Genomic DNA, 23,185 nt, shown 5'->3' with positions numbered 1-23,185 from the left:
GCTGATCACCCCTGGAGTGAACGAAGGGCTGGTGGAGAGAAAATAACTTTGCTACACGCAAGTCCAAAGTGATCCTATCGTTGGTCTGGGAGTATGCCCTGGCTATGGTATACTCCCAGACGTCAAATACCCATTTTCGATTTCATGGTTCTTACTATGACCAAAATCTTAAAACGCCTTCAATGGAAGCTGACTCTTTCCTACGCGGTGGTGACCTCCGCAACAATCATTGTTTTGGCTGCGTTAAGTGTTGGGATTGCTCTTTATACAGAAAGTAAAGTTCAAACCCGAGTCTTCAATAGTTTTTACTGGACAAAAACCGCATTCCAAGACAATATTCCCTATCTGGTCAATGACCCGCCTGCCCTTCAAAAATGGGTGGAGCGAATTCAGGCACAGGGTTTCATCTGGACCGATTTTCAATCTTACACAGTGGATGAAACACTGGATTATGCCAACACGCTTATAACGGAATCGGAGCCAATTTACATCCTCGACCCGCAATTGAATCTGCTTGCTGCGGCGCCAGCAGTGGACCCGGCAAAAATCGGAAAGCCCTTTACAGCACGCCTTGAGAATGGCGTTGGATTGGAATCCATTTTAAGCGCGGCTCTCGTTGGCGACAAAAATTATACTGCTCAGAGCTTTACCCTACCTGATGGCCAGTACATCGCGGCTTTCCCACTGCGAAAAAGCGAAAATGACCCATTGGCAGCCATTGTGGTTTACACGCTCAAACCGCCTGTTCTTGCCGTGCCGTCCAGCCAGGTGATTTACAACTACACCACGGTCTTCATCATTACTCTCCTGGTGATGTTTGCGATCGCCATACCGGTCGGGGCCATCTTTGGATGGCTGGCTTCTCGCGGTTTGCGCCAGCGTCTCGCCAATCTCTCGGAAGCCGCGAAAGCCTGGAGCCAGGGCGATTTTACACCCGCTCCCTACGATCAATCCCCCGATGAAGTGGGGGAATTAACCCGCGATCTTGTCAACATGGCCGGGCAGTTACAATCGCTGTTGCATACCCGCGATGACCTGGCCCGCATGGAAGAGCGAAACCGCCTGGCGCGAGACCTGCACGACACGGTCAAGCAACAGACCTACGCTTCTCGCATGCAGATTTCTGCGGCCAAGAACCTGCTGACCAACGACCCATCCAGTGCAGTGGAGCATCTCGACGCGGCGCTGCAGCTCAACCGCGAAACCCAGCAAGACTTGAAGCTCATTATCGACGAACTTCGTCCGGCTGCGCTGCAAGGGCGCGGACTGGCCCTGGCGATGAAAGATTATGCGGATCGCTGGCAGGAACACACCGGAATTAAAGTGGAAACCACCTTCAACGGCGAACCGAACTTGCCAGCCAATATCGAACAGGCGCTTTACCGCGTTTTCCAGGAATCGCTCTCCAATGTCGCCCGGCATGCCGAGGCGGATATAGTGCTCCTCTCCCTCCAACATACAGACAAAGTGGTAACCATCACCATCAAAGACAATGGCCGTGGTTTTGAGCCAACGGCGGTCTCCCCTCATTCTCTTGGCTTGAATGGGATGAGGCAACGCATGGCTGAAATTGGCGGAACACTTACGATTGAATCAACATTGTCAGTTGGCACCACAATCATTGCTATGGTGGAGTTGTCTTAAGTCTAAAAAACGCTCTTTGTTAATATGTATCTTTGAGCAATTCAGGTTGAGAATAAAACATGCCAATCAAAGTATTGTTAGTAGATGACCATAAAATTGTGCGCCAGGGTGTGCGCGCTTACTTATGCACCCTGGCAGACATCGAAGTAATCGCGGAAGCCGATTCTGGAGCGGCGGCGCTTCTGGCCGTTGACCAGCATCACCCCGATGTTGTCTTAATGGATTTGGAAATGCCCGGTGAATTGGATGGAATCAGCACCACGCGGCAAATTCGCAAACAACACCCAGCAACCCAGGTGATTGTCGTTACATCACACCACCAGGACGAATATATCTTCCCGGCGGTGCGCGCCGGAGCTGTCTCTTATCTTCTAAAAGATGTTGAACCCGATGAACTGGCGGATGCTATTCGCAAGGCGGCAAGCGGTGAAGCCGTGCTGGACTCAAGGGTAGCCTCACGGATCATCCTTGAATTGCAAGGCTTGCGTCAAGACGAAGTCAATCCTTTCACCGAACTATCAGAACGTGAATTTGAAGTTTTGCGACTGATTGCCGCTGGGAAATCCAACGCTGAAATTGCCAACACGCTGGTGATCGGCGAAAGCACAGTGAAAACGCATATCAGCAACCTGTTAAAAAAGCTCCACCTGGAAGACCGCACCCAGGCCGCGGTCTACGCATGGCAGCAAGGGATTGTGCGTCGAAAATAAAAGGCGGGGCCCATCGCTGCTGGCTCCGCTTTGCCGTCTGTTGAGTGGGTTTGCTTTGGATCTGGCGTGCAATTTTTCTTTTGGGTGTAGAATAGGGCTGTTATTGGTTGTATCCACCTTCTCCCTGACTGGTTTGTTGGCATCCATGAATCACAATGAGCAAACTTTTACTTTTGAGGAAATGGCCGAGCTTGAGCGGCGGCGGTTGGTGGCAGACAGCCTGCGTGGGACGCTGGCCGTGCTTAACTCAAACTTATCCCTGGAAAAATTACTCAATTACATAGTCAACCAGGCTTGTCCGCTGCTCAACGCAGATGCGGCTGCCATTTACCATCTCCAGCTCAACGGTGTGCTGACCACCCAAGCCCTCGTAGGGCTTTCCAGCGATTATGTGCAGTATGCGAATATCCCGCTTGGAAAACTGGCTACGGGGAAAGCAGCGTTATCGCGCCAGCCGATCTATTTCGCGGACACAAAGCAGCTTCTTCAGGATAATGTCGATCCCAATTTGCGTGACGCGATTGAAATCTTAACTCGAAAATTCAAATCAATTCTATCGGTTCCCATCGAAATCCGCGATGAAAATTACGGATCCCTGACCTTGTATTATAAAGAGAACCACGACATTTCTGATGAAGAGATCGCCCTGGCAAAAGATTTTTCGATTCAGGCTGCCCTGGCCATTGACAACGCTCGCTTGCGCATGCGCGTGCAGCAAGACGCAATTGTTGAAGAACGCAATCGTCTTGCGCGCGAGCTTCATGATTCCGTTACCCAGAATCTATTTTCTGCCAGCCTGATCGCGGAAACGCTCCCTAAACTCATCGCGCGTGATCCAGAAAAAACGTTGGAAGGATTGAATGAACTATGCCTGCTTACCCGTGGGGCGCTGGCTGAGATGCGCTCGCTACTGTTAGAGCTTCGCCCACATGCAATGGAAGATGTGCAACTGGATATTTTAATTCGCCAGCTCAGCGAATCTGCTTCGGGAAGGCTGCGCAAGCCAGTCCACTTTTCTGTAAGCGGACAAGCTATGCTTCCGATGGATGTTCGGCTGACCTTTTACCGCGTTACCCAGGAAGCGCTCAACAATATCATCAAGCACGCAGCAGCCAATTGTGTTCAGATTTCACTCAACTATGGTGAGAGTAAGATGGACGGCACCTGTGATTGGGTACAACTCTCCATTGAAGATGATGGTTGCGGATTCAGAAAAATGGACGAAAAAGCCAGCCACCTGGGATTCTCTATCATGAAGGAAAGGGCTCAGGCGTTGGGTGCTGAGTTAACCATCAAGAGCCAGGTAAATTGCGGCACGCAAATCGTATTGGTGTGGAAGGCAAACCGACAGGAGCAGCTATGAATCTAGCAGAACCCATCCGAATTTTAATTGTTGATGACCATGCAATGGTTCGCAGCGGATTAAGGATGTTTCTGATCGTCTTTGACGATCTGGTTCTGGCTGGAGAAGCGTCGAATGGATTTGAAGCGATATCCTTGGTGGATCAATTAAACCCCGACGTTGTGCTGATGGATTTGATTATGCCTGGCATGGACGGAATCTACGCTTCGCGAGAGATACTCAAGAATCATCCTGAAATCAAAATCATCGCGCTTACTAGTTTTTCGGAGGCGCAGCTAATCCATGACGCCCTTGAAGCCGGTGTCAAAGGATACCTCTTCAAAAATGCAACCGCCAATGAATTGGCTAACGCCATCCGTGCGGTGCATGCGGGGAACACGATCTTTTCGCCGGAAGCAGCCCAAATGCTTAGCCGTGTCAGCGCGGGGACCAGTGAAATGGTTGCTATTAATTTCACATCCCGTGAAAAAGAAGTGCTCGAATTGATGGTGGCTGGATGCAATAATCAGGAAATTTCTGATGCGCTGACACTAAGCCTGTCGACCACCAAGTTTCACGTATCTAATATTCTAACCAAAATGAACGTGCGCAGCAGGGGAGAAGCAATATCGATGGCCATTAAACATCACCTGGTAACTCGCACATAGTCAAAGGCAGGCATACTGATGCTGCGTGTGATGATCGCTCACCAGGAGAATTCAATTCGCCTGGCCTTGCGAATGTACCTGCAGGCATACCCCTGCGTAAGCGTTGTGTGTGAAGTCAGCCGCGCTGGCGAGCTGCTACGAGACGCGTCGCTATGCCAACCCGAATTAATCCTGATGTCTTGGGACTTGCCCGATTTTGAAAAGTTCAGTGTAACGGGGCATTGGCACAAAACATCCGGATCACCTTCTCTTAATCAAGTCAAAGGAGTGATAATCTCAGCTCTACACAAATTACCATCAGAACCCACCATTATCGTGACTGGTAATTTGCAAGAAGATCTATTTCCTGTTCTGTATGCCGGGGCAGATGATTATTTGTATCAGGGTGAAATGCCTGCCAAACTTGCTGCGCTGATGGATGCTATTCAACCTCCAGACGTCTCTTAACCTGTCCGAAAGTCTAGGATTTTCTTTCTAGCTCCCTCCTCCGGACGAGGAAAAGACTGGTCAAAAAAATGGCTGGTCTTTTTTTGTTTGCTCGTAAACTTTGTCTGGTATCAACCCAAAAAATCTGAAGGAGGAATTTTGATGGGAAAGTTTATTATGATCCACCCGGATAAATGTACGGGTTGTAAGAACTGCGTAATTGCCTGCAGCTTCGAAAAAGAGAAACAATTTCGACCCGCGGCAGCCCGCATCCATGTATACACCTGGGAACGGGAAGGGATTTCTGTGCCAATGATGTGCCAGCAGTGCAGTGATGCCCCATGCGTGAGTGTTTGCCCAACAGGCGCTATGCACCGCGTATCGGGCTCCAGCCTCATTGAATATGATGCGTCCAAATGTATTCGCTGCCGCATGTGCGTGCAAGCCTGCCCATTTGGCAATGCCGTTTACGATAGTGTCACCGACGCGATTCTTAAGTGTGATACCTGTAACGACAATCCCGCATGTGTTGCTGCCTGCCCGGTCAACGCCATTGAGTATATCGAAGAAAACATCTCCACACGGTCACGCAAGAAAGCTTTTGCCAAGAAATTCAAAGACGCATTTCAGGAGGTGGCATAATGTTCGGTTGGACTGGTGTAATTTTACGTGTTAACCTGACAACGGGTGAAATTAAAAAAGAGCCCACCAATCTGCAGGATGCCAAATTGTATATTGGCGCGCGCGGTTTGGCTAGCAAAATTCTTTGTGATGAAATTGATCCCAAAATTGATCCACTCAGCCCAGAAAACAAGCTGATCTTTGCCCCTGGTCCGTTATCAGGCACTATGGCACCCTCAATGGGACGCTATGATGTGGTCTGCAAAGCTCCGCTGACCAATCTGATCGCTGCTTCGAATTCTGGCGGTTCTTTCGGTCCCGAGGTCAAGTTCGCCGGTTACGATATGATCATTATCGAAGGCGCGGCCAAGAAGCCTGTGTATCTGTGGATTTCGGATGATCAGGTTGAGATTCGCGATGCTTCTGCCCTGTGGGGTAAAACGGTTCCCGATACCACCGATGAGCTGCGCGCAGCGACAGATGAAGATGCGAAAGTTGCCTGTATTGGCCCAGCAGGAGAGAAGAAAGTACTGTTTGCCAGCATTATGAATGAAATGCACCGCGCTGCCGGTCGGTCTGGAGTAGGCGCGGTGATGGGTTCCAAAATGCTAAAAGCCATCGCAGTCGTTGGAACCAAATCCATTCAGGTTGCAGATCCAGAAGCCTTTGAAAAAGCGGTCATGGTCGCCCGCCAGAAAATTACCGAGCACCCGGTGGGCGGCACGGGGTTGCGTGTGTACGGCACCGACGTTTTGGTCAACATTCTCAACAGTGTCGGTTCGCTACCCACCCGTAATTTCCATGATGGCTACTTCCCCAACGCCGACAAATTCGGCGGAGAAACAATGACCGCCAAATATTTGGTGCGCCCAAAAGGCTGCTTCTCCTGTGTGATTTCCTGCGGCCGCGTAACCAAAGTAACCAATCCGAAATTTGCGGGTGAAGGTGAAGGCCCAGAATATGAATCAGCCTGGGGATTTGGCTCTGACTGCGGCATCGATAATATGGACGCCATCACCAAGGCCAATTACTTATGCAACGAATTGGGTTTAGACACCATCACCTGCGCAGCCACCATCGCCTGCGCCATGGACTTGTATGAAAGCGGCCATATCACTGCCAAAGATACTGGCGGCATGGCACTCAATTTCGGGAACGCTGAGAACATGGTCAAAATGGTAGAGATGATTGCCCATCGCGAAGGCATCGGCGATCAGCTTGCAGAAGGCTCTTACCGCCTGGCCACTCGCTATGGGCATCCTGAATTCTCGATGAGCGCGAAGATGCAAGAGATGCCTGCCTACGATCCGCGCGGCGTTCAAGGGATTGGTTTGCACTACGCCACCAGCAATCGGGGTGGCTGCCACGTGCGCGGTTATACCATTTCACCTGAGGTGTTGGGCGTACCGTTTAAGGTAGACCAACATGCCACCACAGGCAAACCTGAACTGGTCATCACGTTCCAGAATCTGACCGCAGCTTTAGATTCAACAGGTTCATGCCTTTTCACCACGTTTGGCATTGGCGCCGAGGAGCTGGCCGCTTTGCTTTCCGCTGTTACCGGCGTCAGCTATTCCGTGGAGGACTTTATGAAAGCTGGCGACCGCATCTGGAATCTGGAACGCCTCTTTGGCCTCAAATCGGCCATCAGCGGAAAAGATGATCGGCTTCCCGAGCGGATGATGAAAGAACCCATTCAAACCGGGCCATCAAAGGGCGAAGTCAGCCACATGGACGAAATGCTGCCAGAGTATTATCAACTGCGCGGCTGGGATGCCGAGGGGGTTCCAACCCCCGAAAAATTGAAAGAGTTGTCTTTAGCCTGATCGATCATAATATCCAACTTCCGTCTCCCCGTTGAACACCCTCGCGGGGAGACGGAGCACATCATTTACTGGGAACCAGGATCATGGAAATTCGGTATTTTGCTACCCTCCGCGAGGTCACCAGCGTGAGAGAAGAAACCTGGCCTGCGACAGCCTGCACCTTGGAAGAGCTCATTCGTGGCTTATGTGCAAAATACGGGCATGAATTTCAAAAGTGGGTTTCCTGTGAAGATGGTGGATACGGAAGCTTGAGTATCTTCCTCGTGAACGGACAGGACTACCGTAGTTTGAACGGGTTAAAAACAGTTTTGCAGCAAAACGATGTCATTTCGTTGTTTCCACCCCTGGCGGGTGGGTAAACTACAGAAGACAGGTTATCAGCGTTAACGCCGGTAATTTGGGGAGTGCGTAGTGGATGCGTTAGCAGGACTTTCAATGGTATTTCTTTTGGGGGGAGTGGCAATTCAATTTTTGGGGAAGTCTCTCTCATCGCGCGTAAAGGGATGGCTGGCATTCTTATCGGGGGCTGCGGCATTTGCTGCGATACTGCATTTCGCGCCCGCGATTCTCGATGGGAAACACATCGAAGCCAATCTGTTCCCCTGGCAGGCAACATCTGCTTTCCGCCTATATTTTGATGGATTAAGTTGGGTCTTCGCTTTGATGGCTACCGGGATCGGCAGCGCGATCCTTTTTTATTGTATTGATTATATGCAGCACGAAACCAGCACCACCCGCTTTTATGCACTGATGCTGACCTTCATTGCCGGTTTGGTTGGCCTGGTTTCTTCCCAAAATCTCCTGATGGCCTATTTCTGCTGGGAGGTCATCGGCCTTTGTTCCTATTTTCTGGTTGGCTTCTGGTACCGCCAGACTGCGGCAGTCAATGGAGCGCGAAAGGTCCTGGTGATGACCCACATCCCCGGATACGCCCTGTTGATTGCCATTTTGTTGCTTTTTCAGAGTTCAGGGACCTTCTTATGGACAGACCCGGCTGTCGCGGCCGCCTTTCATTCCGGCATTTTCTTTCTGATTCTGATCGCCGCCATGGCCAAATCTGTGATGTTCCCGCTCAATACCTGGATCCCAGAGGCGATGAACGCGCCCACACCGGTATCGGCCCTGCTACACTCAGCTTGTTATGTGAAAGCGGGGGTTTACCTGGTGGCGCGTGTATATTCAATTATTCCCTGGCAGCCTGCCTGGAACACCGTGCTGCTGGTAGTTGGCTGCCTGACCATGCTGATGGGCGCGCTATTTGCCCTGTTACAAACGGATCTCAAGCGCATGCTGGCCTATTCCACCATCAGCCAGTTGGGATACATAATGACCGCGTTTGGTCTGGGGACGCCGTTGGGGATTTTAGCTGGTTTATTTTACGTCTTCAGCCATGGACTCTTTAAGGGCACGTTGTTTCTATGTGCAGGCGCGATCCAACACGCCGCCGGCACGCGCGATCTGCGCGAGCTGGGTGGCCTGGCCAAAAAAATGCCGGGAACTGCTGTGATTTGGCTGGTCGCCACGGCTGCCATCATTGGTGTACCGCTCACCAACGGGTTTGTGGCGAAATGGTTGTTGTATGACGCCGCGCTCGAATCGGGCGCTTGGATGGTGATCCTGATCGCCTGGTTGGTGTCTTCTTTCACCGCGTTTTATATGTTAAAGGCCACAATTGGCGTTTTCTTTGGCGAGCCTTCTCCCGCCCTGCATCTGGATAAAGTTGAGGATGCCTCTCCGCGCATGCTGGCCGGCATGGGAGTGCTGGCTGCGGTCAGCCTGCTCTTCGGCATTGTCCCGCAAGCCCTGGTGAAGTGGATTGCCAATCCCGCCGCGGCGGCGTTAAATTTCCCAACGCAGAACCGAATTTCTTTCCTGGGATTACAGGCAACCTCCCAAGGAGCCCCCATCACCGCTGGCGCGCTGCTGGCAATTTCTGCTTTATTGATCATCGCCCTCCTGTTCGCGCTGCGCCGCCCTGCTCAATCAAGCAGCCCGGTCTTTACCGGCGGGGATCCGCTTCCGGATGGCAACGGTCTCACCCCGGTGGATTTTTCGGAATTCGCTGAAAGCACCTTTGCGCCAGCCGGCCGCTGGCTGAACCCAGACCCAGCCTACTTTTTCATCTGGAAAATGGTTTTCAACACCGCGCGCCTGGCGAGAAAAGGGATGGAGCAGTTGGAAAAACAGCCTTTACTCTTGTCGATTGGGGCAGCGATGCTGATTTCGGCGTTGGTCTTGTGGCTGTAGAAGGAGGCTGAAAATGACCTTATTGGAATCGACAGGATTTGATTGGAGAATCGCTTTTTCAGCCGTCAGCGTTGTCATTCTTGCCGCGGCTGAGTACTACGCGAAATTAATACCGCAGGGCAAGCGCTTTGGTGTGATCAGCCTGATATCTGCGGGACTCATCCTCACCGGTGTGTGGATGCCTTCAGAACTGGTTCGCATTATTTTATTGAGTGCTGCCGGTCTATTGCTGGTATGCCTGATCTGGCCGCAGAATCAACTGGCAGGCCGTTGGTTTTTGGCTGCGTCTGCCACCGGATCGCTGCTGGTAGCGGGCGGATTGGCGTTGAGTGGAATGTTTTCCGGAGCGTTGATTGAGCCTGCTGGCATAATCAGCAAAGTGGTTGTATGTCTGGTTTTCATTGGCTACGCGGTTAAACTGGCCTTATTGCCATTTTCACTCTGGCTGGTATCTATCAGTGAGAATTGCTCAGTGATGAGCGCGGTACTGGTGGTTTCCCTTTTAGACATGGCTGAATTTGGAGAACTGGCTGCGCTGCGTGTGGAAGTGCCCTGGATGTTTGAGCAAACGCTGGGAGTGTGGATTGGCCTGGATGTATTGTGCATGCTGGGTGGAGCGCTGCTGGCTCTGGCGCAAACCAACGTCCGGCGCATGCTGGCCTATTCCACCATTGACGACATGGGGTACCTGATTTTGGGTCTGGCAGCCGGGTCCGCGGGTGGCGTGATGGGCGCGCTGGTCGGAGCACTGTCACATGCGCTTTGCAAGTTCCTGTTATTTGGCGCGCTCGGAATTGCTGAACATGACCTGGGGCATCCCCTCACAACTTCCGACCGTGGGGTCTCCAACCGCCAACCGGCAGCCAGCGCGGCCTTCATCGCAGGATCCCTGGGAATGGTTGGCGTGCCACCTTTGCTCGGGTTTATCGGCCGATGGCGCTTATACCTGGGCGGCATGGAAATGGGGGGTGTTTGGCTGGCCGTGCTAATGGCCTCAGCAACCACACTAGCGCTGTTGTATTATGTGCGCATAATCCATAAAGTCTGGCTGGGACAAATCACAGAAGGGCCTGTTACTGCGCCAAAGCGCTTTCGAGCGCTGGAAGGCATTCTAATCGGGTTCATCTTTCTGCTGGTGATCGGCGGCTTTTCCCCGACGATTTTCGCGGTGCTGGGCGGGAGGTAAGGATGATCGGTTTATTTCAACACTTGATCAAGATTTCTCGAAGACGTTCTCCCTGGATTTACCGGATCAATGCTGGCTCATGCAATGGCTGTGATATCGAAGTTGCGCCGTGTTTTAGCCCTCGCTATGATGGCGAGCAGATCGGCGCGCTCTTGCAAGGCAGCCCCAAACACGCCGATATCCTGTTAATTTCCGGTCCAGTTACGTTACGAACCCGTGACATGGTTAAGGAAATCTATGAACAGGTGCCCGCGCCAAAAGCGGTCATCGCTTTAGGCTCATGCCCGGCGAGCGGTAATGTTTTCAGTGGCAGCCCCACCATCATCGGGAATTTAGAATCACTGATTCCCGTGGATTTATATGTGCCCGGCTGCCCGCCGCGACCGCAAGCCATCTTGGAGGCCATCCAGAAAGCCGCGCACTTACTGGAAAATGGCGAAACCCACTCGCAACAAGAGGAGGATCAACATGATTGACGGATGGCTGCGGGTACTCATCAATTTACTCATTTGGCCAGGGCTGCTCTCAGGAACAGTGTTGGGGTGGATGTTATTATGGTTTGGGCGCAAGATCACCGCGCGCCTGCAAGGACGTCAGGGTCCCCCTTTCTTCCAGCCCTTTTTTGATTTCTGGAAACTGATTGGAAAGAAAACGGTTATTCCGGCGGGTGTATCCCCTTTTGTTTTCTATACCCTGCCGGTGATTTCACTGCTGTCTGTTACAGCGGCTCTCGCTTTACTTCCTGTGCCTGGCGGAAGCGCAATCTCCTTTGAAGGTGACCTGGTGCTGCTCATTTACCTGCTGGAAATGCCTGCCTTAATGGATATCCTGGCCGGTTATGTTACCCGCTCCGTGTATGCTCAGGTTGGTTCCGCGCGCGAGGCGGTGTTGATCCTGGCGTACAACTTACCTTTCTTGAGCGCGCTAATTGCCCTCGGATTGCAGTTGAAAACTTTTCAACTCGCGGCATTTGCAGCCGCGCCAGTCTCGCTGGTCACCATTCTGACGGCTGCGGCGCTGCTGTTGGCCCTGCTGGCGCAATTGAAAATCAATCCCTTTTCCATTCCTAACGCTGAGCAGGAAATCGTGGCAGGGATCCACGTGGAGTATAACGGCCTACCCCTGGCTTTATTCGAGCTGACGCACGCTCTCGAAGCAGCCACCCTGGTTGGGTTAATTGGCTCCCTATTCCTGGGAGCGGTTAGCCCAGTTTGGTTAAAGGTAGTGGTCTTGCTCCTGGCAGCGGTAGTGGTAGTCTTCCTGGCAAATGGGATTGCGGCCAGTACAGCCCGGCTCAAAGTCCAGCACGCTTTTCGTTTTTATTGGAGCTGGGGAATTCTGGCCGCCGTGCTGGTCTTTTGCGCCTCGCTGGCGCTGTGAGAGGCGAGGAAAATTATGAACATTTTGAACATTCTCTTTCGGAACTTGACCAAGCCATCCAGGTCCCAAACACCCGAGAATAAAGTGGCCTTTCCGCGTGACTTCCGTGGTGAGCTGCTGCATGATCCATTACAGTGTACTCTATGTGGAAGCTGTGTTTACGTCTGCTCGCCAGCGGCGATCACCATAGAGCGCGGTGAATCCAGAGGGACATGGGCGTATGATGGCGGACGCTGCACATTCTGCGGGCGCTGTGTAGAATACTGCCCAACCGAAGCCCTGTCTTTCGCCAACCATTCGGCTCCCATCGTGGCCAGTCGCACCAGTGAGATAACCCATAATGAGATTGAATACCAGCGCTGCCCGCGCTGTGGGGAGATGATGATTCCCCTGCCGGTGAAAACAATTCAGCATCTATACCACGTGGAAGCAGACAGGCAACCTACTGTAAAGGTATACAAATTATGTGAACGCTGCCGCAATCGGATTCACAGTCAGGCACTTAAATCCAGCATCAGCGGAACAAAGAATGAACGGTGAAATCGTGATGAATGAATTAATTCAACAAGTCGCCAAGCTGGTGGGAGAAGAACAAGCCCAGGTGCGTTCAGACGGTGTCTGGATTATGGCCGGAGAAATTTCCATGCAGAGTCTGGCCGAATTTTCGCTTCGCGAAGGCTTTCGCCTGTCAACCATGACCGCCGTAGAACGCCCTGAAGGCGAAACGGATGTGATTTACCACTTCATTAACAATGCGTCTTTACTGCATGTGCGTATTCAATCACGCGGGCAGCACCTGGAATCGCTGGCTGCCTTTTTGCCCTCCGCGAACTGGATCGAGCGTGAAATCCGTGACCTGTACGCGGTTCAGTTTGATGGTCACCCCGACCCACGCCCGCTCTTGCGACCCAAAGAGTTGCCGGAAGGATTCTTCCGAAAGGCCATCGCGGATGCAATCCTCAAAGAAAGAGAGGCAAAATAAAATGCCTTATAAAATTCCCATAGGTCCGCTGCACCCGGCTTATGAAGAGCCGTATAAATTGACCCTGACCTGCAAAGGTGAAGTAGTGCAAGACGTTCAGGTAGAAGTGGGCTTTATTCTGCGCTCCATTGAGCTATTGGCACAGCGACGTAATTACATCCGCGACCTGGTACTGGTGGAACATGTGTGCGGCATCTGTTCCAATGTGCATGCCAGCACCTTCGCCATGGCCGTTGAGAAGATTGCTGGGATCGAGATACCCGCGCGGGCGCGCTATATCCGCACCATCATGTCCGAACTGGAGCGCTTGCATTCCCATTTACTCTGGGCAGGTATCGGATCTGAAGATATTGGTTATCACAGCATGTTTATGGAGATCTATATGCTGCGCGAGCGGGTGATGGACATTCTGGAAACGATTTCTGGAAACCGCGTCAACTACGGCATGATTACCCTGGGCGGCGTAGCGCGAGACATTCAGGATCCGCAAGCAATTCTGAATGTGGTCAAGGAAGTAAAAGTCGCCCTCGAACAAGTCGTGATCCCTATTTTCACCCACGACGCGACCATCATCGCGCGCACAAAAGGCATTGGCATTCTCACCCGGCAAGACGCATTGGCCTATGGCGCGGTGGGACCGTTGGCGCGTGCCTCTGGCATCGCCGAAGATATACGCGAGAGCGTGCCTTACGCCGCTTATACCGAATTGGGGTTCAAAAAAGTGGTGCAGGAAAGCTGCGATGTGCAAGCCAGAGTGATTGTGCGCGCGCTGGAAATGATCGAATCAGTACGCTTGATTGAGGAGGCCTTAAAGAACTTGCCATCCGGTGCATACCGTCTGGACGATATTCCGCTTACCATTCCAGCCGGTGAAGCGGCTGTCCGATCCGAAGCGCCGCGCGGTGAAGTATTCTATTATGTGGCTTCGGACGGCAGCGACACCCCCGCGCGGGTGAAAATTCGTACCCCGTCTTTTGTCAATATCCCCTCGATTAAAGCCATGGTCAAAGGCCAGTATCTGGCAGATATTCCGCTCATCCAGGCATCCATTGATCCCTGTTGTTCCTGCACGGATCGTTAAGCGGGAATGGGTTCAGTTAGCGCAGAAAACAATGCACCCCGAGAATTGATTTCTTTTGGGGTGCATTGTTGTTAACACAGCGACTTAGACCATGGCAAGCGCCTGATCCAGATCTCGAATCAAATCTTCCACATTCTCAATTCCAACCGAAAGCCGCACCAGGCCATCCGTCAGGCCTACTTTGGCGCGCTCTTCCGCGGAGACGTTGGAATGCGACATACTGGCCGGGTGCTCCACCAGGGTGTCGGTGTTGCCCAGGCTCACCGCCAGGGTGCACACGCGAATACTCTCCATCAGTTTGATGCCCGCCTGCATGCCGCCGGCCAACTCAAACGAAAGCATACCGCCATACGCAAACATCTGCTGCGTGGCCAGCTCATGATCGGGGTGGCTTTCCAGGCCGGGGTAATGGACTTTACCAACCTTAGGGTGCGAATCCAGAAAACGCGCTACTGCCATAGCATTATCACAGTGCGCCTTCATGCGCAGCTCAAAAGTTTTCAGCCCCAGATGCGTAAGCCAGGCGTCAAAAGGATTACTGTTCGCGCCTTGAATCTTCATCACGAACGCCAGATCTTTTTTGATGAAATCCACATGCCGGGAGACCACCACACCCCCAATGACCAGGCCATGCCCGCACAGGTATTTGGTCGTAGAATGCACCACCACGTCCGCGCCCAGGCTGAGCGGGCGCTGGCACCACGGAGAAGCAAAAGTGTTATCGACCATAACCCACGCCCCGTATTGATGCGCGATCTCCGCCACTCGTTCGATATCGGTTACCGCCATGGTTGGGTTTGAGGGCGTCTCCACATAAGCCAGCCGCGCGGTGGGATGCTGCTCAAAAGCGCGCGACCAATTCTCCGGACTGGGGTCTTTCACCCACACCACTTCAATCTGATGGCGCGGGGCGATTTGGGCGAGATACACATGCGTGGCAGAATAGATCGCTTCTTGAACGATGATCGTGTCGCCGGGCTGGGTGCAGGCCTGCAGCGCCGAAGTAACTGCCGCCATACCCGAAGCAAACATCATCCCGGCCACCATTTCGTGATCCGAGCGGTCTGGCTGGGCGCGCAGCAAGTCAATCCCTTCCAGAATGGCAATCTTGCGGGCCGTCTGGTCGAGGTTCGGGTTGCTTAACCGCGAGTAGATATACCCCGGCGCTTCGCCCTTGAACCGCGCCGCTCCCGTATCCACATCCGGAAAGCCAAAGGTTGAAGACTGCACCAGGGGCATGATATGCGCGTTATAGGGGTGGTTTCCTTCCCCCACATGGTTTACCAGAGTGCTGAAGCCGTGTTGGGCATCAAAGTCTTGCATGTTGTTCTCCTTTATCGCAAAAAAACCTTGTCAGAATTATATCGCTTCTGGCGCTCCTGTTGAACCGCTCCTTCATTTTGAATACAATCATACTATCCTTACCCTGATTTGTTGCCTTCATGAAGCATTTATTCCAACCATTCTTACGCGCTGCATGTATTGCCTTTCTCCTCTTTTTCCAGATCGGCAGTGGATTCATCCATGCGGCGGCCAGCCCGCTGCCAGATTCCCCTGGCGATTTTGTCCCTGGGCAGGTGGTGGTAGCCCTGGCTGAAGGCGCAACGCTGGCAGATGTGCAGCTCGGCCCCAGAATGAGCGCAGACTCATCCGCCTCATCCGGCCTGGCTGAACTGAACATCATTGTCATCCATGTTCCGCCGGGCAAAGAGTGGGAAACAGCTCTGACCATCCAGCGCCAGGCAGATGTGTTGTTCGCGGAACCCAACTATCTTTTGCAGGCTGATTTCATACCCAACGACAGCCAGTGGTCAGATCAATACGCTCCCGCACACGTTAACGCGCCCGCCGCATGGGATGTTACCACCGGCAGTCGAGATGTGGTCCTGGCCATCCTGGACTCGGGAATTGACCTTTCTCACCCCGAGTTCGCAGGGCGGCTTTTGCCGGGGTATGATTTTGTGGATAACGACACAACCCCTCAAGATGGTGATGGCCACGGCACCCATGTAACGGGAATTGCTGCGGCAACCGGCAATAACAACCAGGGTATCGCGGGCATTGACTGGCAGTCGCGCATCCTGCCTGTTCGCATTTTGAATAACTTCGGCAGCGGCACCACAGTCAATTTTGCGAAAGGCATTTTATATGCGATTGATCATCAAGCCGATGTCATTAACTTGAGCCTGGGGACCAGTGTAAACAGCAGTTTATTGGAATATTCAACCTACTATGCCTATCAAAAAGGAATTTCTTTAATCGCTTCCTCTGGAAATTTCAATGGGCCGGTATCGTACCCGGCGGCGTACCCATGGGTGCTGGCCGTTGGCGCGACCAATGATTTGGACCAGCGTTGGTCTTCCTCTAATTACGGCCCGCAGTTGGACCTGGTGGCGCCGGGTGTTGGAATATACTCCACGGGTTTGGCAGGCAGCTATTATTATGAGACCGGTACGTCCATGGCAGCGCCATTGGCGGCGGGAACTGCGGCTTTGTTGGCCGGGCGCGACGGCTTCACCACCCCCGATCGCATCTATGCCGCCCTCACGCAATCTGCCAGCCAATATCCGGCGCGGGATGACTTTCTGGGATACGGTCTGCTGCGGGTTGACGCCGCCCTGGCTTTCGACCCCAGCGGAATTGAGCCGCCCACCCCGCCTGCTACCGTTGTGGAATATGATGTGCTGCGCTCGTCCCGCTGTGAGAACATCAGCATGCAGTGGCGTGAAATTCCTCATGTAGAAACAGCGTATAGCCCAGCCCAGGGATACGGAAAACTATTGTTCACTGACTCGTACAGTACTCTAAGTCTGCCGGCCGGTTTTGAGATTCGATATGCCGGAATTGACTACACGCAGTTAACGGTCAATGCTGATGGCTGGCTGGGGTTTGACGGCCCCTATTCCACCCTGTTTGCCGAAATTGAAGGGCGCAACGACCCCATTCCAACCCAAGACAGCGCCGCACCTTATGACCGCCCGGATGTGATGATCGCGCCCTTCTGGGACGATCTGGCTCCGCACCTGGCCGGCGGTGTGTATGCCGCCCTGATCGGCAGCGCGCCCAACCGCGAATGGGTGGTTGAGTGGCAGGATGTGCCCCTGGCTTCCGCGCCAAGCGCCTCTGCGCTCACGTTTCAGGTGATCGTGCAGGAAAGCAGCGGTGAAATTATCTTCAATTATCTGGCTTTAGAGGGCAGTGCCAGCGACGGCGCTTCGGCTACGATTGGTCTGGAATTCAACCAGGGCCAGGACGGCGCGCAGGCCAGCTACAACCAGGCGAACAGCGTCCAACCCGGAGACAGCATTATCTTTGTGCCCTACGATCCTACGCAATCGTCCCGCTCGGCGAAAGGCTGCCTCTATTCCACGCAAAGCGGGCCAACTGGCGGATTCTACGAATTTGCGCCATTTTGTTTGGACGTTCCTGCTGGTTTGTTGAGCGAGGATACAACCATCACACTGGAATTGCGGGGGGATGTGAATACCGAAACCAGCGCCGTTGACCTGGGCCAGTACGCCCAACTCAGTTTTGACCCCATGCCAGCCTCGCCTTTTAACCCCACTCCCTTGCTTTGCTATGCTTACAATGCCAGCGACCTGATGCGAGCTGGTGGAGACCCGGGCAATCTCTTTCTGGCACGGCTGACCGGTGAAGGGTGGATGAAGCTGGGCACCCTGGCACAGACCGATTCCGGGCGCATTCTGACCCCCATCATCACCGACGGAATCTACGGAGTGCTGGCCTCCCCGGCACCCCAGCGCCTGCCGGAAACCGGGCAACACCTACAACCCATGAAAACCTGGGCAATTCTGTTAGTGGCTCTACTAATTTATGGAGGCTTCTATTGGCAGCGGCGCGAATAATTCTCCTCGCGTTTCTGGTGCTCATTTTCCTGAGCGCGGCTGCCTGCGCCCCCCCTGCCTCGCCACAGACCTTGCCCGCACCTGTCTCGCATGTGCAGACACAGCAACCCGCGCCAACTTCTGCTGCTGCGCCAACCGCTACCAGCCTGCCCGGTCCGGTTGAGCCAGAGCCCGGCGCAACCTTCCAAGAGCTGGCACAGCAACAGTACGGGAATCGCCTGATTGAATGGGTGGAAATCCCCGCGCTCAACCTGCGCGCCCCGGCAGCGGCAATGGGTTGGGAAGCCGCCGAATGGCAGTCGCCAGACGCCCTGGTGGGCTGGGCTTCCAACAGCGCCCTGCCCGATGAGCAAACCGGCAACGTGATCCTGTATGGGCATAACAACATTCATTCTTCAGTGTTCCGCGATCTGGCCGAGCTGAAAAGCGGTGACCGCATCCAACTCCAAACTGGAGAAGCCACCTGGACTTACCAGGTGGACGCGGTGAAAATTCTTTCCGCACAGAATGAACAAGAAGAAAGCGAGGCGTACGCCGCTTATTTCAAGCAAACATACGCCCCGCGCCTAACGCTCATCTCCTGCTGGCCGCCCACCAACAACACCCACCGGGTGATTGTGATCAACTACCCGGTGCTGGAGTAAAGTCATACATCCGGGTTTATTCCATCTCGTGGCGCATTACCCAATCCAATCGCATCCCAATATCGCAGATCAGGTTAAGAATCCCAAACAGGGTTGCCTGATCCATACTCCCAAGCATACAGGTGTTTCCCTCTGTATCCAGCGAAAAATCCAACCCGGAAAACCGGCTTAACCAATACTCCTGCATTTCTCCCTTGACCCGAATTTCATAGCGGTAGATACCATCAGTTGCCATAAAACACTCCAGTTTACTGATAAGTCGATCCTATTATTGCATCGAGCAGATCCACTAATTTCAATGAGGACTCGACGCTTACTTGCTGAAAGCAGGTTCGATTTCTGCTGAACGAACCGGCGCTTGACTTCCACGCCCGTTCTCTATATTCATAATCACCGGCACAAAAAACGCCGCTACCGCCATCACGACACATAATCCGCCACCCAGGAAGAACCAGGCCTGAATGCCAGCCTGATCGGCCACCGGCCCGGCTACCATCAACCCGATTGGCGCCATGCCGCCGCCAATACTGCCCAGCAAAGAGAAGATACGGGCTTGCATTTCGGGCTCAACCGACGATTGAATAATCGCGAAGAAGGGTCCCATAGTGATCGGGCTCATCAAACCCACCACAAACGCGCCGCAGATCGCCAAAACCAGGGAGAAGGAAGGCGCCAGCGCCAGCAGCAAGGTTCCAATCCCCATCCCCATCAAACCCACCATAGCCGTAACAATCTTTCGGGGAAATCCGCCCCACACTCCCAACAAAGCGCCACCGACAATCGTCCCAATGCCCATCGCCGATTCCACATACCCCAACTGGATCGCGCTGCCGCCAAAGAAGTTTTTCACCATTAAGGGCAGCAAAGAAAAAGCCGGGATGATGGTGAAATTGATCATCACCGTGCCCAGGCTGGCGATCAATAAGCCTGGCCAGCCGATCATATAACGGATTCCCGCGTTGAAATCCTGCCAGATGGTCACCTTTGTTTCCATTTCCGTCAGGGAAGGATGGGTGCGCTCCGGTTGCGGAATTGGGATAAAGAACAGCGGCAAAACCGCGGTTGCAGCAGTGACCACATCAATGGCGAGGATGCCCTCTACTGGTATCGCGCCCAGTAACAATGCCCCCAGCGGCGCGGAAACGATATTCAGACCACCATTGAGCATCTGATTGACTCCCTGAATGCGCGTCAGATGTTGGTTGGGCACCATCAGCGAAGTGGAGGCAGACATGGCGTTGCTGTGAAAGCATCCCGCCAGCGAGCGAATGAACATGACCAGGAAGATGTGCCAGTTTTCAGCCACGCCGAGCATAAACAGCAATGCGAGAACAATTGAAGCTGCCGCGACAATACTATCGGCAATGATCATTATCTTGCGGCGATTCCAGCGATCCACCAGAGTTCCAACAAACGGGCCCAAGACGACCCCCGGCAGCATTCCCGCCAACGAGGCGGTCGCCAGCACAGTGGCTGAACCTGTTTTCACAGTCAGAAACCAAATAAGAGCAAACTGCACTAATTGGCTGCCCAATATCGAAAGCGCTTGGCCGCTCCAGACGGTGAAGAAATCCTTTTTCCATGAAAGTTTTGGCTGCATTTTGAGAAGACTCCTTTTCGTTTCAACACTCCGTAAATACCTCTATAGTTTATTCAGACTCACAACAAACTTCCCCTATCTCTGGATAGGTCGGTGAGATAGGTTAAACAAAAAAAGCCGTCCTCCGACGGCTTAAGAAATTGATGGGTCATCTTTTAGAAGAGGTTCAATTCTCTAGAACGAGCAATGGCCTGAGCGCGGTTATTCACGCCCATTTTTTGAAAGATATTATGAACATGCCATTTTGCTGTGCCAACACTAATATACAATACAGCCGCGATTTCTTGATTGGTCTTTCCAGCAACCACCAAGCGCAAAATGCGAAGCTCCTGGTCGCTCAGCGGCTCAACCAGAGCGTCTTGCTGGTTCTCCGGTCGCTTTGGAGTAGTTCGCGTTCTTTTACTGATTTCATCTGGAAGTCCAGGGAGTTTGGATAACAACGCAAGCATTGGCTGGCCTTCATCCAGAAAAACCCTGATGAGCCCTTGCGGACGCGCAAGATCCAAAGCCTTTTTCAAAAAAGCAAGAGATTGTTCTTGATCCCCTCGTGCCTGGTGATACCGCCCGATCAGCATAAGGATTTCAATCTGCGCCAGCAAACGCCCCGATTTTTCAGCTTTCTCCAGCAAGGGATTGAGAATCTCTTCGAGCAAGCCCCATTGCTTCTTTGCCAGCAAAATGCGCGCGAGTGTTAATTCCGCAAATTCGTGGGAACTGGTTTCGCGAGAAGCCAGGTACTGTTCCGCCCACTGGAAAGCAGCCTGCATGTCGCCAGAAGTCAATTGAATGCGAGCCAGGATGGCTTCGCTCATCACAGTTATCCGCGGAATACCAAGCGGTTTCATTTGAGATTGAATTTCCTGGACGAACGCTTTCGCTTCCTCGTATTGCCGATTGGCTACGCGCAGTTTAATGGATTGAGCAAGCGCATAAATCATGTCATCCAGCAGCCCACCCTTTCTGGAGAGCGCCAGCCCCTTTTCAAGATATTCTTCACAGCAGTCCAATTGGTCTTTTTCGAGCGCGATCGCTCCCAATATCGAATACGCCAGCCCCAAAGAAGGATCTTGATCTCCCGCCAGCAGTTGAACTGCCTCCTGGCAAGACTGCTCAGCAGTGGTGAGCTGCCCTTGCATCACTTGCACCTGGGCTGCGGCGCATAACCCGTGAACCGCAAAATATCGCACTCCAGCCAATTTTGCTTCCACCACCGACCCTAAATAATGCTGAACAGCCTGATCCAACTGCTCGGTAATCTCATAAACCAACCCCAGATTAAACAAGGCGCGCGCGTGCGCCATGTGATGATCCGGCGAGATGCGACCTTTTGCGTGGGTGATCAACTCAAGCGCCTGAGACACCTCTCCCCGCACCGAGGCAATACAACCACGGTACAGTGACGCGAGCGCAAGCTGCTGCTCGCCCTGCTGCGTGGTCGGACCGGCTTGCAGCGCTTGCTCAGCCTCAGCAATCCGGCTCTCGGCTTGCTCAAACCGCCCTGCAAGGTAAAAGAGATGCGCGGCATCCAGGTTTAACTGCGGGCGGCTTTGCAAAATAGAAACCGGCAGCGCGTCCAACCATCCGGTCAGCAGGCTGAGATTGCCAGCCGACCAAACAGATTCCTCCTGCATCGCTCGCTCAATCGCCTCAGCGGAAAACACCAGGTCGCCGCTGGCAAGCGCATACTGCACCGCTTCCACGATCAGATCATTGGCTTCGTGCCAGGCTGATGCTTTTTGATTCAACTCCACCCATTCGGGTTTGGCAAGCATAGTCCGCAGGTAATCAGAAAACAATGGGTGATAGCGATACCAGATTCGCTCATCATCCAGAGCAATGAGAAACAAATTCGCCTGTTCCAGATGGTTAAGCACTTCCTGGGCATCCATTCGCCCAGTTAAAGCCGCACAAGACGCAGCGTTGAATCGCTCCAGCACGCTGGTCTGAGCCAGAAAAACACGTATATCTTCTTTCTGCTGCCGGATGACTTCTTCCGCCAAAAAATCCAGCACATAACGGTGGCTGCCGCGAAAGGTTTCGATGAATCGTTGCGGATCAGCCTGATTCTGAAGGGCCAAACCCGCCAATTGCAAACCAGCCGCCCATCCTTCAGTGCGCTCTTCCAGCGTTTCCAACACGTCAGCAGACAAGTGTAACTTCAATGATTGCGCAAAGAAGCGCTGTGCTTCCTCAGTTGAAAAGCGCAAGTCATGCGCGCGGATTTCGGTCATCTGTCCACGGGCGCGCATGCGCGCCAGGGATAATGGCGGATCCTGGCGGGTGATGACCACCAGGTGCACCTGTGAGGGTAGATGGTCAAGAAAATAATCCAGTGCGTCATGAATTTGAGGATTATGAATCAAATGGTAGTCATCCAGCACTACAACCAGCCTGGTTGGCAGATCTGCAAGGATATTGAGCAAATCGTCCATGACGATAGTCATGGGTGGAAACTGCGGCAGGGTAAAAAGTATCTGAATTGGCTCGCGGGTCGCCTCATCCATTTGCTGAAATAACGCCAGCCAATAGCACAAGAACCGTTCGGGGTCGTTTTCCTTGTCATCAAGAGTCACCCAACCAAAGGAAACCGTATCGCCCAGTGAGCGGCACCAATCGCTGACCAGCGTGGTTTTGCCATATCCTACCGGGGCCGAAACCAGGCTGAGCTTGCGCTGCTCGGCCAGCCCATGATTGAGCCGTTCCAAAAGCCGCTGCCGGGGCACCCCCGTCTCTCGCCCGGCTGGAGTATGAAATTTCGTGGAAAGCAGGCGAATATTCATTAGATTGAATTATACAAGAAGTCATTAGAACAGTTGAAGCGGTCAATTCGTTGAATCGCTTAAGAAACCGCCCAAATTTCCAGCATTTCGATGCCAAACCTGGGAATGGCTTTCACTCCCCTCGTTGAACGAGTCTTTTCGCGATGAATCGTCAAACTGCTTAGTCATCGCCAAACAGAAAC

General features: G+C 53.0%; 21 protein-coding genes. 17 read left to right on the top strand and 4 right to left on the bottom strand.

Annotated features, from left to right (window positions below; genetic code table 11):
* Positions 1 to 156 precede the first annotated feature (156 nt).
* The 15 genes from ADN00_RS16615 (at position 157) to ADN00_RS16545 (ending at position 14,113) form a co-directional block, all read left to right on the top strand.
* Positions 157 to 1,644: a sensor histidine kinase gene (locus ADN00_RS16615; protein WP_075064130.1), complete on the top strand. Its 1,488-nt coding sequence runs from the start codon at positions 157 to 159 to the stop codon at positions 1,642 to 1,644.
* A 59-nt stretch (positions 1,645 to 1,703) separates the two neighbouring features.
* Positions 1,704 to 2,354 carry a response regulator gene (locus tag ADN00_RS16610; RefSeq protein WP_075064129.1) on the top strand — a complete coding sequence of 217 codons (651 nt, stop codon included), beginning with the start codon at positions 1,704 to 1,706 and terminating at the stop codon, positions 2,352 to 2,354.
* A 145-nt stretch (positions 2,355 to 2,499) separates the two neighbouring features.
* Entirely contained in the window at positions 2,500 to 3,717 is a 1,218-nt protein-coding gene (locus ADN00_RS16605) for a GAF domain-containing sensor histidine kinase (RefSeq protein WP_075064128.1), read from the top strand.
* Positions 3,714 to 4,364, top strand: a complete 651-nt coding sequence (locus ADN00_RS16600; RefSeq protein ID WP_075064127.1) for a response regulator — start codon at positions 3,714 to 3,716, stop codon at positions 4,362 to 4,364. The genes ADN00_RS16605 and ADN00_RS16600 overlap by 4 nt, the downstream gene beginning before the upstream one ends.
* An 18-nt stretch (positions 4,365 to 4,382) precedes the next feature.
* A complete protein-coding gene (locus ADN00_RS16595) occupies positions 4,383 to 4,811 on the top strand; it encodes a response regulator (RefSeq protein ID WP_075064126.1) in 429 nt (142 codons plus the stop codon).
* 141 nt (positions 4,812 to 4,952) lie between these two features.
* On the top strand, positions 4,953 to 5,432 hold the full coding sequence (locus ADN00_RS16590) for a 4Fe-4S dicluster domain-containing protein (RefSeq protein WP_075064125.1): 480 nt from the start codon (positions 4,953 to 4,955) through the stop codon (positions 5,430 to 5,432).
* Positions 5,432 to 7,237 (top strand): aldehyde ferredoxin oxidoreductase family protein, encoded by a 1,806-nt coding sequence (locus ADN00_RS16585; RefSeq protein ID WP_075064124.1) that lies wholly within the window; start codon positions 5,432 to 5,434, stop codon positions 7,235 to 7,237. Before ADN00_RS16590 ends, ADN00_RS16585 begins: the two co-directional genes overlap by 1 nt.
* A gap of 83 nt (positions 7,238 to 7,320) precedes the next feature.
* Positions 7,321 to 7,596: a MoaD/ThiS family protein gene (locus ADN00_RS16580; RefSeq protein ID WP_075064123.1), complete on the top strand. Its 276-nt coding sequence runs from the start codon at positions 7,321 to 7,323 to the stop codon at positions 7,594 to 7,596.
* 76 nt (positions 7,597 to 7,672) lie between these two features.
* Entirely contained in the window at positions 7,673 to 9,484 is a 1,812-nt protein-coding gene (locus ADN00_RS16575; protein WP_075064122.1) for an NADH-quinone oxidoreductase subunit 5 family protein, read from the top strand.
* A 13-nt stretch (positions 9,485 to 9,497) separates the two neighbouring features.
* Positions 9,498 to 10,670 carry a proton-conducting transporter transmembrane domain-containing protein gene (locus ADN00_RS16570; RefSeq protein ID WP_075064121.1) on the top strand — a complete coding sequence of 391 codons (1,173 nt, stop codon included), beginning with the start codon at positions 9,498 to 9,500 and terminating at the stop codon, positions 10,668 to 10,670.
* Between the two features lie 2 nt (positions 10,671 to 10,672).
* The gene (locus ADN00_RS16565; RefSeq protein ID WP_201781217.1) at positions 10,673 to 11,146 is read left to right on the top strand and encodes an NADH-quinone oxidoreductase subunit B family protein; all 474 of its coding nucleotides are present in this window, start codon (positions 10,673 to 10,675) and stop codon (positions 11,144 to 11,146) included.
* Positions 11,139 to 12,050: an NADH-quinone oxidoreductase subunit H gene (locus ADN00_RS16560; protein ID WP_075064120.1), complete on the top strand. Its 912-nt coding sequence runs from the start codon at positions 11,139 to 11,141 to the stop codon at positions 12,048 to 12,050. Before ADN00_RS16565 ends, ADN00_RS16560 begins: the two co-directional genes overlap by 8 nt.
* Before the next feature lie 15 nt (positions 12,051 to 12,065).
* Positions 12,066 to 12,590 (top strand): 4Fe-4S dicluster domain-containing protein, encoded by a 525-nt coding sequence (locus ADN00_RS16555; RefSeq protein WP_075064119.1) that lies wholly within the window; start codon positions 12,066 to 12,068, stop codon positions 12,588 to 12,590.
* Complete coding sequence (locus ADN00_RS16550; protein ID WP_075064118.1) at positions 12,580 to 13,032, top strand: NADH-quinone oxidoreductase subunit C; 453 nt, start codon at positions 12,580 to 12,582, stop codon at positions 13,030 to 13,032. The genes ADN00_RS16555 and ADN00_RS16550 overlap by 11 nt, the downstream gene beginning before the upstream one ends.
* A 1-nt stretch (position 13,033) precedes the next feature.
* Complete coding sequence (locus ADN00_RS16545; RefSeq protein WP_075064117.1) at positions 13,034 to 14,113, top strand: hydrogenase large subunit; 1,080 nt, start codon at positions 13,034 to 13,036, stop codon at positions 14,111 to 14,113.
* 84 nt (positions 14,114 to 14,197) lie between these two features.
* On the opposite strand, the gene ADN00_RS16540 is transcribed toward ADN00_RS16545, so the two are convergent.
* The gene (locus ADN00_RS16540; protein ID WP_075064116.1) at positions 14,198 to 15,436 is read right to left on the bottom strand and encodes a trans-sulfuration enzyme family protein; all 1,239 of its coding nucleotides are present in this window, start codon (positions 15,434 to 15,436) and stop codon (positions 14,198 to 14,200) included.
* A gap of 119 nt (positions 15,437 to 15,555) precedes the next feature.
* Between ADN00_RS16540 and ADN00_RS16535 the strand changes: the two genes are divergently transcribed.
* Together ADN00_RS16535 and ADN00_RS16530 are read left to right on the top strand one after the other, a co-directional pair.
* On the top strand, positions 15,556 to 17,979 hold the full coding sequence (locus tag ADN00_RS16535; protein ID WP_075064115.1) for a S8 family serine peptidase: 2,424 nt from the start codon (positions 15,556 to 15,558) through the stop codon (positions 17,977 to 17,979).
* The gene (locus tag ADN00_RS16530) at positions 17,961 to 18,623 is read left to right on the top strand and encodes a sortase (protein ID WP_075064114.1); all 663 of its coding nucleotides are present in this window, start codon (positions 17,961 to 17,963) and stop codon (positions 18,621 to 18,623) included. Before ADN00_RS16535 ends, ADN00_RS16530 begins: the two co-directional genes overlap by 19 nt.
* 16 nt (positions 18,624 to 18,639) lie before the next feature.
* Here ADN00_RS16530 and ADN00_RS16525 read toward each other — a convergent pair whose 3' ends face one another.
* From ADN00_RS16525 to ADN00_RS16515, 3 genes are all read right to left on the bottom strand, one after another.
* Positions 18,640 to 18,858 carry a hypothetical protein gene (locus ADN00_RS16525; RefSeq protein ID WP_075064113.1) on the bottom strand — a complete coding sequence of 73 codons (219 nt, stop codon included), beginning with the start codon at positions 18,856 to 18,858 and terminating at the stop codon, positions 18,640 to 18,642.
* A 78-nt stretch (positions 18,859 to 18,936) separates the two neighbouring features.
* A complete protein-coding gene (locus ADN00_RS16520; RefSeq protein ID WP_075064112.1) occupies positions 18,937 to 20,223 on the bottom strand; it encodes an MFS transporter in 1,287 nt (428 codons plus the stop codon).
* Between the two features lie 155 nt (positions 20,224 to 20,378).
* The gene (locus ADN00_RS16515; protein WP_082390302.1) at positions 20,379 to 23,003 is read right to left on the bottom strand and encodes a LuxR C-terminal-related transcriptional regulator; all 2,625 of its coding nucleotides are present in this window, start codon (positions 23,001 to 23,003) and stop codon (positions 20,379 to 20,381) included.
* Between the last annotated feature and the right edge of the window lie 182 nt (positions 23,004 to 23,185).

Source organism: Ornatilinea apprima, assembly GCF_001306115.1.
In the GTDB taxonomy this organism is placed as follows: Bacteria; Chloroflexota; Anaerolineae; order Anaerolineales; family Anaerolineaceae; genus Ornatilinea; species Ornatilinea apprima.
This window is presented reverse-complemented; position numbering and strand designations above follow the sequence as displayed.